13 protein-coding genes and 1 pseudogene are annotated in these 12805 nt (G+C 72.0%); 7 read left to right on the top strand and 7 right to left on the bottom strand.

Going from position 1 to position 12805, the window contains the following annotated elements; all coding sequences use genetic code 11:
- Nucleotides 1-151: 151 nt before the first annotated feature.
- The 5 genes and pseudogenes from ACFHWS_RS14555 to ACFHWS_RS14535 all read right to left on the bottom strand — a co-directional run.
- Nucleotides 152-1369 carry an acyltransferase family protein gene (locus tag ACFHWS_RS14555; RefSeq protein WP_416554923.1) on the bottom strand — a complete coding sequence of 406 codons (1218 nt, stop codon included), beginning with the start codon at nucleotides 1367-1369 and terminating at the stop codon, nucleotides 152-154.
- Nucleotides 1366-2199 (bottom strand): alpha/beta hydrolase, encoded by an 834-nt coding sequence (locus ACFHWS_RS14550; RefSeq protein ID WP_416568355.1) that lies wholly within the window; start codon nucleotides 2197-2199, stop codon nucleotides 1366-1368. The genes ACFHWS_RS14555 and ACFHWS_RS14550 overlap by 4 nt, the downstream gene beginning before the upstream one ends.
- Before the next feature lie 73 nt (nucleotides 2200-2272).
- Entirely contained in the window at nucleotides 2273-2938 is a 666-nt protein-coding gene (locus ACFHWS_RS14545; protein WP_416554927.1) for a response regulator, read from the bottom strand.
- A gap of 27 nt (nucleotides 2939-2965) precedes the next feature.
- Nucleotides 2966-3478 (bottom strand): sensor histidine kinase, encoded by a 513-nt coding sequence (locus tag ACFHWS_RS14540; protein ID WP_416555029.1) that lies wholly within the window; start codon nucleotides 3476-3478, stop codon nucleotides 2966-2968.
- A gap of 71 nt (nucleotides 3479-3549) precedes the next feature.
- Nucleotides 3550-4266 (bottom strand): annotated as a pseudogene (locus tag ACFHWS_RS14535) (histidine kinase); the annotation flags it as partial.
- 89 nt (nucleotides 4267-4355) lie between these two features.
- On the opposite strand from ACFHWS_RS14535, the gene fabG reads away from it, so the two are divergent.
- The 4 genes from fabG (at nucleotide 4356) to ACFHWS_RS14515 (ending at nucleotide 7772) form a co-directional block, all read left to right on the top strand.
- Complete coding sequence (gene fabG / locus ACFHWS_RS14530) at nucleotides 4356-5063, top strand: 3-oxoacyl-ACP reductase FabG (protein ID WP_416568354.1); 708 nt, start codon at nucleotides 4356-4358, stop codon at nucleotides 5061-5063.
- 72 nt (nucleotides 5064-5135) lie between these two features.
- The gene (gene fabI, locus ACFHWS_RS14525; protein WP_416554931.1) at nucleotides 5136-5903 is read left to right on the top strand and encodes an enoyl-ACP reductase FabI; all 768 of its coding nucleotides are present in this window, start codon (nucleotides 5136-5138) and stop codon (nucleotides 5901-5903) included.
- Nucleotides 5904-5955: 52 nt separating this feature from the next.
- Nucleotides 5956-6996, top strand: coding sequence for a ferrochelatase (locus tag ACFHWS_RS14520; RefSeq protein WP_416554933.1), 1041 nt, complete (start codon nucleotides 5956-5958; stop codon nucleotides 6994-6996).
- Nucleotides 6936-7772 (top strand): HAD-IIA family hydrolase, encoded by an 837-nt coding sequence (locus ACFHWS_RS14515; RefSeq protein WP_416555019.1) that lies wholly within the window; start codon nucleotides 6936-6938, stop codon nucleotides 7770-7772. The genes ACFHWS_RS14520 and ACFHWS_RS14515 overlap by 61 nt, the downstream gene beginning before the upstream one ends.
- A 42-nt stretch (nucleotides 7773-7814) precedes the next feature.
- Here ACFHWS_RS14515 and ACFHWS_RS14510 read toward each other — a convergent pair whose 3' ends face one another.
- Entirely contained in the window at nucleotides 7815-8606 is a 792-nt protein-coding gene (locus ACFHWS_RS14510; RefSeq protein WP_123602363.1) for a hypothetical protein, read from the bottom strand.
- Nucleotides 8607-8727: 121 nt separating this feature from the next.
- Between ACFHWS_RS14510 and ACFHWS_RS14505 the strand changes: the two genes are divergently transcribed.
- Nucleotides 8728-9552: a DUF3097 domain-containing protein gene (locus tag ACFHWS_RS14505; RefSeq protein ID WP_416568353.1), complete on the top strand. Its 825-nt coding sequence runs from the start codon at nucleotides 8728-8730 to the stop codon at nucleotides 9550-9552.
- A gap of 59 nt (nucleotides 9553-9611) precedes the next feature.
- Here the strand turns inward: ACFHWS_RS14505 and ACFHWS_RS14500 are convergent, their stop codons facing one another.
- Nucleotides 9612-10910 carry a serine hydrolase domain-containing protein gene (locus tag ACFHWS_RS14500; protein ID WP_416555021.1) on the bottom strand — a complete coding sequence of 433 codons (1299 nt, stop codon included), beginning with the start codon at nucleotides 10908-10910 and terminating at the stop codon, nucleotides 9612-9614.
- Nucleotides 10911-11081: 171 nt separating this feature from the next.
- On the opposite strand from ACFHWS_RS14500, the gene ACFHWS_RS14495 reads away from it, so the two are divergent.
- Together ACFHWS_RS14495 and ACFHWS_RS14490 are read left to right on the top strand one after the other, a co-directional pair.
- Entirely contained in the window at nucleotides 11082-11540 is a 459-nt protein-coding gene (locus ACFHWS_RS14495) for an NfeD family protein (protein WP_416554937.1), read from the top strand.
- Between the two features lie 47 nt (nucleotides 11541-11587).
- On the top strand, nucleotides 11588-12727 hold the full coding sequence (locus ACFHWS_RS14490; RefSeq protein WP_416554939.1) for an SPFH domain-containing protein: 1140 nt from the start codon (nucleotides 11588-11590) through the stop codon (nucleotides 12725-12727).
- The last annotated feature ends 78 nt before the right edge of the window (nucleotides 12728-12805 follow it).

Genomic DNA, 12805 nt, shown 5'->3' with positions numbered 1-12805 from the left:
CAGACTGCGGCGAGGGTGAATCCTAGCGGCGCGACGTAACGGTTCATGGGACTGGCTCCGGCGACGGGTGGGCACCCCTGGCGGGGCGACCGGCAGGCGGGCTGACGGGCGACACGGGTGAGTCGCGCGGGCGCACCGGAGCCACACCGGATCAGTGTGGTGGGCCGGCGGCCCGGCGGCGACTGGGAGGATCGCTATCTCGCACAGCGATCACCTCCGTAGGTCGTCCGGCCGTTGAACCGGGCCAGAGCGTACACCCGGGCGGCCGGGTCGGCACAATCCGCAGCATCGCTGCGAGACCGATGGCGAGAAGCGGCAGGTAGACGGCCCGGTCGGCCAGCCATCCGGCATCGTCGGGCCGGGTGTGCACCCCGGCGACGGCGGTGCCGCCGGCGATCCACAGCGCGATGAACGTCAACCCGACCAGCACCGGCTGGTGCCACAGGTAGATGCCCAGCGCGTGCCGGTTGATCCCGGCGATCGGTGCCCACCATCGGGCGGTGGTGTCGATCCGACCACGCAGCCACCTGATAATCAGCGCGGCGGCACCGATCTGCGCCGCCACCGACGCCAGGGTCGCCAGCGACGGCGGGTCCAGGTTCGACGTGATCTGCCCCGGTACGCCCACCGCACTGGCCGGGTACCCGCCGACGACGGTCAGGGCGAGCAGCAGCGCCACGCCGCCGACGGTCATCCCCAACGCCCACCGGGCCGGCGGAGGACCGTACTCGGCCATCACCATGCCGGCGAGGAAGGGCAACAACCAGGCAGCGAGTACGGCGAGCGCCGACGGCAGGTGCCCGGCGTCGGTGGCGGTGACCGTGGTGACCGCCGCCATGATCACCGGCGTGACGATCACGAACGCCTGCTCCGGGCTCTGCCGGATGGCGCGGCGCAGTGGCCCGCCGACCGCCCGCAGGATCAGCAGCACGACCAGGAACCACAAGGGACTGATCGTGAGCTTCGCGACGGTCAGCAGGGTGCCGGTGGGCGCGCCGACGAGATAGCCGACGAGCAGCGCCAGCGCCAGGCAGCCGGCCAGCCCCGACAGCGGGCCGCCGAGCGCCCGGGGCCAGCCACGCCAGAAGCCGCCGGTCCCGCCGGAGCCGGTTCGCTGGGTGGTCCGCGCGGCGGCGAACCCGGCCGCGAAGAACAGCAGGCCGAGAGTCTGCGCCAGCCAGGTCAGCGGACTCAGCCAGGCCAGGTCGACCAGCGGGCTGGCCGCGACCAGTACGCCGTCGTCGTCCAGCAGTAGCGCGGTTACCCACCAGTGTCCGCCGACGACTCCGACGATGGCGAACGCCCGGATCAGATCGATGACCGGGTCACGCTGTGTCCTGGTCGCCACCACCGTCTGCGCCCCGTTCACCGGGCCACCGATATGGCCTGCGTGCCGGACCGGTCCGGGTCGGCGGTGACCAGGTCTGCGAGGGCCTTGAGCGTGTCGCTGCCGGGCCGTAGATAGCCATCGTGGCCGTCGACCCTCTCGGCCGGCAGCGGCCGGGCACCGAAGGACGGGTCCGCCGGGGACGTTCCGTGGCCGAATCCGGCCAGCCGTACCTGCGGCACCCAACTGATCCAGTCACCGTCGGCGGTGGCGCTCCACACCCGGGCGCCGGTGGCGAGCTCGTCGACGTGTGACGCGCCCATGCCCGGAGCGCCGAGCGCGACCAGATCGGTGACGCAGTCGGCCAGGTCCGCCGCCGCCCGTCCGGTGACGAGTGCGCCGTAGCTGTGCCCGACGACTACGACGGTGGCGTCCGGCTGCTGTCGGCACACTTCGGCGAGGAACCGGACCAGCTCGACAGCACCAGCGCGGGCCCGGTCCGACCGCAGCGCCGACGGCCCGAATCCTTCCGGCGCGTCGTAGCCGAGCCAGGCGATGACCGCGGTACGCGGCTCACGGCGGTGCGCCGCCCCGTACAGCACCCGGGCCTGCACCGCCGGTGCGCGGTGGGTGAATCCACCGAGCCCGCGGTCGAAGGTGGCCAGGGTGTGGTCCGTTCCCGGTACCAGCACCGTGATCCGGCGGGCGGTCGGCAGGTGGCCGACCACCTCGACGGCGGTGCCGTCCCCGGTGGTGTCGAAGGCCAGGAACTGCCGTCCGGCGGTGACCGGCAGCAGGTCGCCGTGGTCGGCCGGCACGGTGGCCAGTGCGGCGCCACACAACGTGGCGAGAGCGATCAGGCGGATACGCATGCCGACAGCCTGCGGTGTCGGTGTATGGGCGCGCGTCGTGCCGTGGAGCCAGAAGCCACGTAGTACCGCGGAGCTATTCGCCGGCGGCGACCAGCCCCGACTCGTACGCGACGACGACCGCCTGCGCCCGGTCACGCAGACCCAGTTTGCTGAGAATCCGCCCGACGTGGGTCTTGACCGTCTGCTCGGCGACGATCAGGTCGGCGGCGATCTCGCCGTTGGACCGGCCGCGGGCGATCAGCCGCAGCACCTCGGTCTCCCGTACGGTCAACGTGGTCAGCGACACCGGGCGGGGACGTTCCTGCCCGGGCCGGGTGGCGAATTCGGCGATCAGCCGCCGGGTCACCGACGGTGAGAGCAGACCCTCCCCGGCAGCCACCACGCGGACCGCGTTGACCAGGTCGGCGGCCGGCGCGTCCTTGAGTAGGAACCCGCCGGCCCCGGCCCGCAGCGCCTCGTAGACGTAGTCGTCGAGGTCGAACGTGGTGAGGATGAGCACCCGGGGCGGTTCGTCGCGGGATCGTCCGGCGAGCAGTTGCCGGGTGGCGGCGATTCCGTCGAGCACCGGCATCCGGATGTCCATCAACACCACGTCGGGGTCGAGTCGGCGGGCGGCGCTGACCGCGTCCGCGCCGTTGGCGGCGTCACCGACGACCAGCAGGTCCGGTTGGGCACCGAGCATGGCGCCGAAGCCCTGTCGGACCATCGCCTGGTCGTCGGCAATCAATACTTTGATCAATGTCGTCCTCAGATCGTCGTCCGCACGCTACCCGGCCGGCTGGTCCCGGTCAGCGACGGCGTGGGGGTTTGCGGCGGCGGCGGTGTTGTTCGGGCGGTACGGCAACCAGGCGGTGACCACGAACCCGGATCGGTCGTCCGGGCCGGCCGCGAAGCTGCCGCCCAGCAACTCGGTCCGTTCCCGCATGCCGATGACGCCGTGGCCGCCAGCGGAGCGTTGCGCACCCGTGGCCAGCTGGGCGGGCCCGTTGCCGACCCGCACCACCAGCCGGGCGGGGGTCATCCGTAGTTCCACCCGTACCCTCGCCCCTGGCGCGTGCCGGCCGGAGTTGGCCAACGCCTCCTGCACGATCCGGTACGCCGCCAGCCCGACCGGCTCGGCGACCGCGTCCGGCATGAGCCGGGGGTCCCACCCCAGCTCGACGTCCAGCGCGGCCCGCCGGGTGGCGGCCACCAACCCGGCGATGTCGGCAAGCCCAGGCTGCGGGCTGCGCGCCGCCTGCTCGGTATCGCTGCGCAGCACCGCGAGCAGCCGGCGCATGTCGCTGAGCGCGGATCGGGCGGCGTCGGCGATCGCGGTGAACTCGGCCCGGTCATCCCGGTCAGCCGGTACGGCGCGGTCTCCGCCTGCACGGCGATCATCGACATGTGGTGGGCCACCACGTCGTGCATCTCCCGGGCAATCCGGGCGCGTTCCTCCAGCACCGCCCGCCGCTCGATCTCCTGTTGGGTGACGACGGTCTGGTTGGTTAGCGCGCGTTGGCTGGCGCGCCGCCGGCGCACCTGGTCGGCGACCGCGACGACCACCGTGATCAGGATGAGCAGCAAGCGGCTCTCGTCCTGGCTCGCGAGCGCCAGGACCGGCAATCCGGTGACGGCCCCCGCCGCCGCCGAGACCGGTAGGTCGGCCCGGCCAGCGAGTATCGCGAACACGAAAAGCAGCGCCAGAACCTGCAGCAGACTCCACGGCTCCGGGTGCGGGTACCACGTACCGCTGACGAACAGCAGCACGAACGACGACCGCCAGGCCCACAACGGTCGGTGGAAGGCGAGCGCCGCCGGTGCGACCGTGGCGAAGCCGAGGATCGGTCCGAGCGGCACGAGCAGGTGGTTGGCGTCCTGCAGCTCGAGTGCGGCGGCCGCGCTGATGTAGAGGAACAGCCCGAACGCCAGCCATCGTCCGACGGCATGCCACCAGCCGTGGGGCCGGGCGGCCGGCGCTGGCGGATAGTCCGGTCCGACGACCAGTCGTCGCAGGGCTCGAACTGTCTGGGGGACCACCGAGCCGCTCACCCGTGCGAGGCTACGACCGGATCGTGCCGATGTCATGACACCGTGGGGCTAGTACCCCCGGGTTACTGCTTACCCGGGGGTAGCACCTAGTCTCCAAGCCGGATCATCCGAGACGAGGGGGAAACGTGGCCCGCACCGTACTGGTCACCGGGGGTAACCGGGGTATCGGTCTGGCGATCGCGCAGGCGTTCGCGAAGCAGGGCGACCGGGTCGCGGTCACCTACCGGTCCGGCTTCGCCGAGCAGGACGGCCTGCTCGGCGTACGGTGTGACGTCACCGACGCCGACTCGGTCGACCAGGCCTTCGGCGCGGTCGAAGCCGAGCTCGGGCCGGTCGAGGTGCTGGTCGCCAACGCCGGCGTCACCGACGACACGCTGCTGCTGCGAATGTCCGAGGAGCAGTTCACCTCGGTACTGGACACCAACCTGACCGGCGCCTACCGCTGCGCCAAGCGCGCTTCGACGAAGATGCTACGGGCCCGCTGGGGCCGGCTGATCTTCATCTCGTCGGTGGTCGGCCTGCTCGGCTCGCCCGGTCAGGTCAACTACGCGGCGAGCAAGGCCGGCCTGGTCGGCATGGCCCGGTCGATCACCCGCGAACTCGGCGGACGCAACATCACCGCCAACGTCGTCGCCCCCGGCTACGTGGAGACCGACATGACGGCGGCGCTGCCCGAGGAGCGCAAGGCCGAGTACCGCAAGGCCATTCCGGCCGGCCGGTTCGCCACCGCCGACGAGGTGGCCGCCGCGGTGACGTGGCTCGCCGGCGACTCCACCGGTTACATCTGCGGGGCGGTCATTCCCGTCGACGGCGGCCTCGGCATGGGGCACTGACCGTCGACGCCGAAGACCTGCGACACCCCGCACCGACCCGACCTGGCTACGAAACACCGAACGGAGAAACCTGTGTCCGCACTGCTGGCCGGTAAGCGGCTGCTCGTCACCGGCGTCATCACCGACCAGTCGATCGCCTTCTCGGTGGCGAAGCTCGCCCAGGAGAACGGCGCCACCGTGGTGCTCACCGGGTTCGGCCGAATGTCGCTGGTGGAGCGGATCGCCAAGCGGCTGCCGGCCGAAGCGCCGGTGATCGAGCTCGACGTGACCAACCCGGAGCACCTGGCCGGGCTGGCCGACAAGGTCGGCGGTCACGTCGACGGCCTCGACGGGGTGGTGCACTCGATCGGGTTCGCCCCGCAGAGCTGCCTCGGTGGCGGGTTCCTCGACGCTCCCTGGGACGATGTGGCCACCGCGCTGCACATCTCCACCTTCTCGTACAAGTCGCTCGCGATGGCGGCGCTGCCGTTGATGCGTACCGGCGGTGCGGTCGTCGGGCTGACCTTCGACGCCACCCTGGCCTGGCCGGTCTACGACTGGATGGGGGTGGCCAAGGCCGGTCTGGAGTCCGCGTCCCGCTACCTGGCGCTGCACCTGGGACCGAAGGGTATCCGCAGCAACCTGGTCTCCGCCGGCCCGCTGCGCACCATGGCGGCCAAGTCGATCCCCGGCTTCGAGGCCTTCGAGCAGGCCTGGACCGAGCGGGCGCCGCTGGGCTGGCAGTTGACCGATCAGGAGCCGGCCGCCCGGGCCTGCCTGGCGCTGCTGTCGGACTGGTTCCCGGCGACCACCGGTGAGATCGTGCACGTCGACGGCGGGTTCCACGCCATCGGCGCCTGATCTTCGGGGTGCGCCGCCGTGGGGTCCGGCCCGACCAGGAACAATAGGGCCCATGGCGTACGACGCACTGGTTCTGCTGTCGTTCGGCGGCCCGGAAGGTCCGCAGGACGTGCTGCCCTTCCTGCGCAACGTGACCCGGGGCCGCAACGTGCCGCCGGAGCGGCTGGCCGAGGTCGCCGAGCATTACCAGCACTTCGGCGGCGTGTCGCCGATCAACCAGCAGTGCCGGGAGTTGCTTGCCGCGATTCGCACCGACTTCGCCGCCCACGGGCTTGACCTGCCGGTGTACTGGGGCAACCGTAACTGGCATCCGATGCTGGCCGACACGGTGGCCCGGATGCGCGACGACGGGGTCCGCCGCGCCCTCGCCTTCGCCACCAGCGCCTACGGCGGCTACTCGTCGTGCCGGCAGTACCAGGAGGACATCGCGGCGGCGCGGGCCGCGGTCGGCCCGGACGCCCCGGTGATCGACAAGCTGCGGCAGTTCCACGACCATCCCGGGTTCGTCGTCCCGCACGTCGAAGCGGTCCGGGCCGCGCTGGACACCATCGACCCGGCGCTGCGTCAGCGTACCCGGCTGGTGTTCACCGCCCATTCGGTCCCGACCAGCGCGGCGGCCGCCGCCGGCCCGGAGGGCGGGCGCTACCAGGCCCAGCTGGCCGAGACCGCCCGGCTGGTCGCCGCCGACGCCGCCCCGGACCTGCCGTACGACCTGGTCTGGCAGAGCCGGTCCGGGCCGCCGCAGGTGCCCTGGCTGGAGCCGGACGTCAACGACCACCTGCGCGAACTCGCCGGTCAGGGGGTCGACGCGGTGGTGGTCAGCCCGATCGGTTTCGTCTCCGACCACCTGGAGGTGGTCTGGGACCTGGACACCGAGGCGGCGGCGACCGCCAAGGAGCTCGGTCTGGCGTACACCCGGGCAGCCAGCCCCGGCACCCACCCGGCCTTCGTGTCGATGGTCCGGGACCTGGTGTCGGAACGGCTGCGCCCGGACGGCTCCCTCGCCCGGGTACGGCTCGGTACGCTGCCGGTCTGGGACACCTGCCCGGTGAACTGCTGCATTGCCTCTTCCACCCCCCGGAGATCCTCGTGACCGACCGTAAACCCGTCCAGAGTTGGCTGACCGACATGGACGGTGTGCTGGTGCACGAGGGCCAACCGGTCCCCGGTGCGCCGGAGTTCATCAACCGGTTGCGCGCTTCCGGTAAACCGTTCCTGGTGCTGACCAACAACTCCATCTACACCCCCCGCGATCTGCAGGCCCGGCTCACCCGGATGGGTTTCGACGTGCCGGAGCAGGCGATCTGGACAGCGGCGCTGGCCACCGCGCAGTTTCTCGCCGACCAGCGGCCGGGTGGCACCGCGTACGTCATTGGTGAGGCCGGGCTGACCACGGCGATGCACGCGGTCGGCTACATCCTGTCCGACTACGCGCCGGACTACGTGGTGCTGGGGGAGACCCGCACCTACAGCTTCGAGGCGATCACCAAGGCGGTCCGGCTGATCAACGGCGGTGCCCGGTTCATCTGCACCAACCCGGACCCGACCGGGCCGTCGACCGAGGGCGCGCTACCGGCGGCCGGCTCGGTCGCGGCGATGATCTCGAAGGCGACTGGGGTGGAGCCGTATTTCGTCGGCAAGCCGAACCCGATGATGATGCGGTCGGCGTTGAACACGATCGATGCACACTCGGAGAGTACCGCGATGATCGGTGACCGGATGGACACCGACGTGCTCTGCGGGCTGGAGGCGGGGCTGCAGACGATCCTGGTGCTCACCGGGATCAGCAGCCGTACCGACATCGACCGATACCCGTACCGGCCGTCGCGAATCGTCGCATCGGTGGCCGATCTGATCGACGAGATCTGACCGAGACGAGATCTGGTCGGGGCGTCCGGCCGCGATCGGCAGTCAGGGCCGCAGCGGGGCGTTGCAGGCGGCGACCAGCGCCCGGCGGCAGGCGGTGGTCAGCGGCCGTAGCGCGGCGTCGCGCTGCTGGGCCTCGTAGCCGTTGACGGCGCCACCGGGGGCGACGTGCTCGGCGAGCGCCAGGACCTGGTCCAGCACGCTGGCCCGGGCGAACAACCGGCGGGCCCGCGGATCGAATCCGGGTGGCAGGTCCATCCCACCGTCCGGGCGGCGCAGCGCGGCCAGCGCCCCGGCCAGCTCCGGCCGCCAGTGGGCGACGTCCAGTCGGGTCAGCGCCGTGGTCGTCTCGGCCAGCGCGGTGGACAACTCGGCCTCGGCCTCGGCGGCGCTCGGCCCGGCGTGCCCGGCGGCGGGCAGCTCCTGCGGCAGCGGGTAGATCCGCCACAGCACCGTCTCGAAGGTGACCCCGGACCCGGACGTGTGCGAGCGTACTTCGGGGATGACGCCCAGCCCGCGCGCCACCACCGCTTCGCCGGCGAGCAGCGCGGCGCCGGTGAACTCGCCCGGACCGGGCAGGCCACGGGGGTCGCCGGGCGCCGGCAACGCCAGCCGGATCTCGTCCGGCGGCAGCTTCGCGAAGCAGGACAGTGCGTCGCGCAACGGCAGGTCGGTCCAGGCACCGGGTGCGTCGGCGACCAGATGCTCCTCGTCGCCGGCTATCTCGTCGGCTATCTCGTCGTACGGCACCAGGCCGGCGCGCCACGCGCGCACCCAGGCCACGAACCGGCTGGAGCGGCGCGTCGCGAGGGTCGCCGCGCCTGCTGCGGGGGACATGCACGCTAGGGTACGTGCCGCGCCGCCGGTTGTCTCGACGCCGGGCGGCAGGTCACCGTCGGGGGTGTCCGGTCGGCGCGTCGGCGGGCCACCGCCGGCCGATGCGGTTAGCCTGCCGGACGTGGGCGGTGACCGGCGGTACGGCGACGACGTGTTGGCGGGCAACTGGCGCCGCCGGCGGGTGGTGCCGGAGGTCGACGCCGAGCCGGATCTCGTGGTGGAGGACGCCGACTCAGGTTTCTGCGGCGCGGTCGTCGGCTTCGAGTCCGGCGCCGTGACGCTGGAGGACCGGCACGGCCGCCGACGACACTTCCCGCTGGTCCCGGCCGGTTTCCTGCTCGACGGCCAGCCGGTGACGCTGCGCCGGCCGTCCCGGGCACCCACGGCGCCCCGGCAGCGGCAGCGCACCGCCTCCGGGTCGGTCGCGGTCGGCCACCGGCCGGCCCGGGTCGCCCAGGCCAGCCGGATCTGGGTGGAGGGGGTGCATGACGCCGCGCTCATTGAGCGGATCTGGGGTGACGACCTGCGGGTCGAGGGTGTCGTCGTCGAACCGTTGGACGGCATCGACGGCCTGGCCGCAGCAGTGGCCGGGTTCGCGCCCGGCCCGCAGCGCCGGCTCGGCGTGCTGGTCGACCACCTGGTCCCCGGGTCCAAGGAGAGCCGGGTCGTCGCCACGGTCACCTCGCCGTACGTACTGGTCACCGGGCATCCGTACGTGGACGTGTGGCAGGCGGTCAGACCGGACCGGATCGGGTTGCGGCAGTGGCCCCGGATCCCGCCCGGACAGCCGTGGAAGGAAGGCGTCTGCGCGGCGGTTGGCGTTTCCGATCCGGCACAGCTGTGGCGCCGCATCTTGTCCAGTGTGCACAGCTACCAGGACGTGGAGACGCCGCTGATCAACGCGATGGAGCGGCTGATCGACTTCGTTACCGTACCGCCGCAGTGAGCCGCCGTGCGGTGACAGTGAGCGGACCGTGCCCCCCGCAGTGGTGCGCCGGCGGCCGGTCAGCCGAGGTCGTCCGGGTCGCGGGTGAGGACGAAGGTGGCCAGGTCCAGCGCCGTCGGGATGCCGGTCGGTCCACGCCGTACGGTGAGCAGCTCGCCCTGCTGGGCGCCGCTGCGGCCCTGCCAGCGGTCCGCGTCCGCTGCGGCGAACCGCGACGTCACCGGCCGCACCGGCCCGAGCAGGGTGAGGACCAGCTCGGCGGCGTCGGCGTCCCAGGAGACCTCCGTCTCCCGTCCCATCCACCACCACCGGCCGCAGATGGCGTCGATCTCCGGCGGCGGCAGGGTGCCCGGCCGCCACGGTCGTGGCGCGGCCGGTTCCCGGTCGAGCACCCCGGCCAGCACCCGTAGCCCCAGCTCGCGGATGGTGCCCCGGGCGAAGCCGTACGAGTTGGCGAAGGCGACGACCGCGCTGCCGGTGTCGCGGTGCACGGCGAGCAGCGCGACGTAGCCGGGCATCGAGCCGCCGTGGCCGGCGAAGACCCGTTCGCCGACCCGGTACAGCTCGGGGCCGAGCCCGTGGCCGCCGGTCCACCGGTGCGGGTCGTTGATCGCCACCGGCAGGCACATCTCCGCCATCGTGTCGGGGTCCAGCACCGCCGGGTCCGGGTCGGCGAGGAACGCCGCCCACCGGCTCAGGTCGGTGACGGTGGACCAGAGCTGGCCGGCGGGGGCCATCGCGCCGGTGTCGGTACGCGGCTCCTCGCGCAGCGTGCCGTGCCACGGGTGCACCACGTAGCCGGCGGCGTACGGGTCGGTGGGGTGGTAGGTGGTGCGGGTCATGCCGAGCGGGCCGAGCAGGTCGGTGGCGACCAGTTCGGCCCACGGCGTGCCGGTGATCCGGTGCAGGGCGGCGCCGAGCAGCCCGTACGCCAGGTTCGAGTAGTGGTACGTGCGGTGCGGCGGGAAGGCCACCTTGTCCGGCCCGAGCCCGGCCAGCAGGGTGGCGATGTCGGTGCCGGTGTGGCGTTCCCACCAGCCGTCGCTGTCCGGTTCGCGTTGCAGGCCGGCGGCGTGGCCGAGGAGCTGACGCAGGGTGATCCGCTCGAACGGGACGTCGGGCAGGTGGTCGCGGAGCCGGTCGTCGAGGTCAAGCCGGCCGGCGTCGCGCAGCCGCAGCACCAGGGTGGCGGTGAAGGTCTTGGTGATCGAGCCGATCCGGTACTGCAGGTCGGGGTGGGGTAGCGGATGGTCACCGGCGGACGCGACGTGCACCAGTCGACGGTCCCGGAGTACGCCGAGGACGACGGAGGGTGCCCGACCGTACGACTGGGTCTCGGCGACCGCAGTGTCGATCATGCTGATGGTGTCGGGGGACAGGGGTGCGGACACGCGTACCTGCTCCTTGATCGTTACTCAGGTAGAAGGGATTGTGACTTAGGGTGGCCGGATCGGTTCGGCTCACCGATAGCTGCCCGATTTGTCGGTTTAAAGGTCGCCGGTGGTGCGCGTACATGTCACGATCGGTGTGTGGAACCCGTCCTGTGGATCGTATTGGGCGTCGTGCTCGCGGTCGCGGAATTATTCACCGCGACGCTGTTCCTCGTCATGTTCGCCGCCGGCGCGTTCGCCGCGGCGGTCGCCGCCGCTCTCGGCGCCCCGGTGGCTGCCCAGGCCCTGGTCTTCGCCGCCGTCTCAGCGCTGACCGTGGTCGCCGTCCGGCCGGTCATCCAGCGGCACCGGCAGTCCGCGCTCGGCGCGGGCGAAGAGCCGTTCGGCGTACAGGCGATCGAGGGTGCGTCGGCACTGGTGCTGGAGCGGGTGGACGCGGACGGCGGCCAGGTCAAGATCGACGGCGAATTGTGGAGCGCCCGCTCGTACGACGGCACCCAGGTCTTCGCCCCCGGCGAACGGGTACAGGTGATCCAGGTCAAAGGCGTCACCGCGCTGGTCTGGCGGGACGACGTCACCGGCGGCGGACCGGCATGAACACCCCGAGCCGGCATCAGTATCTCGAGCCGAGAAGGTGAACGACGATGGACTTAGTGATCGCGGTGCTGGTCGGGGCGGTCGCCCTGATCACGGTGCTGACCCTGGTCCGGGCGGTGCGAATCGTGCCGCAGCAGCGGATGGACCTGGTCGAACGGCTCGGCCGGTACCAGCGCACCCTGACGCCCGGTCTCAACCTGCTCGTCCCGTTCATCGACACCGTACGGGCCAAGGTCGACATGCGGGAACAGGTGGTCAGCTTCCCGCCCCAACCGGTGATCACCTCGGACAACCTGGTGGTGTCGATCGACACGGTCCTCTACTTCAAGGTCGTCGACCCTCGGGCCGCCACCTACGAGATCGCCAACTTCCTGCAGGCGATCGAGCAGCTCACCGTCACCACGCTGCGTAACGTCATCGGCTCGCTCGACCTGGAGCGCGCGCTGACCAGCCGCGAGGAGATCAACCAGCACCTGTCCGGCGTGCTGGACGAGACCACCGGCCGATGGGGCATCAAGGTGACCCGGGTGGAGATCAAGGCGATCGAGCCGCCGCCGAGCATCCGCGACTCGATGGAGAAGCAGATGCGCGCCGAGCGGGACCGCCGCGCCGCGATCCTCACCGCCGAGGGGCACAAGCAGTCACAGATCCTCGGCGCCGAGGGCGAGAAGCAGGCCGCGGTGCTGCGCGCCGACGGTGACCGGCAGGCCCGGATCCTGCAGGCCGAAGGCCAGGCCAAGGCGATCCGGACCGTCTTCGACGCCATTCACCAGGCGAACCCGAGCCAGAAGGTGCTCGCCTACCAGTACCTGCAGGCGCTGCCGCAAATCGCCAACGGCCAGTCCAACAAGATGTGGATCGTCCCGGCCGAGCTGACCAAGGCCCTTGAGGGTCTGGGCGGGGCGCTCGGCGGGCTCAGCCAGATGGTCGGTGACGCGCCGTCGCAGCAGGTCGACTCCAGCGCCGTGGAGCGGGAGGCGGCCGAGGCCGCCGAGGCCGCCGCCGCCGAGGCGCAGCGGGTCAACGACGAGGTGCGGGCAGCCGAGCAGGTCACCAGCGGTGGTACGGCGGCCGGCGGCGCCAAGGCCCGGCCGCCCGGGCTGCCCGCGCCCGAGCCGGTGCCTGCGTCCGAGCTGCTCGGCGAGCTGAACTCCGAGCAGCGGCGCCCGCAGGCCGAACGCGGCTGACCCAAGGCCGGGACCCGGCCCGAGCCGATCGAGGCCGGGTCAGCCGACCCGACCGGTGGAAATCCGAGGAACCCGCGC

It is taken from the genome of Micromonospora sp. LOL_013 (genome assembly GCF_048060315.1).
GTDB lineage: Bacteria > Actinomycetota > Actinomycetes > Mycobacteriales > Micromonosporaceae > Micromonospora_E.
Note: the sequence above shows the minus strand (reverse complement) of the source record. Positions and strands in the feature narration are given on the sequence as shown.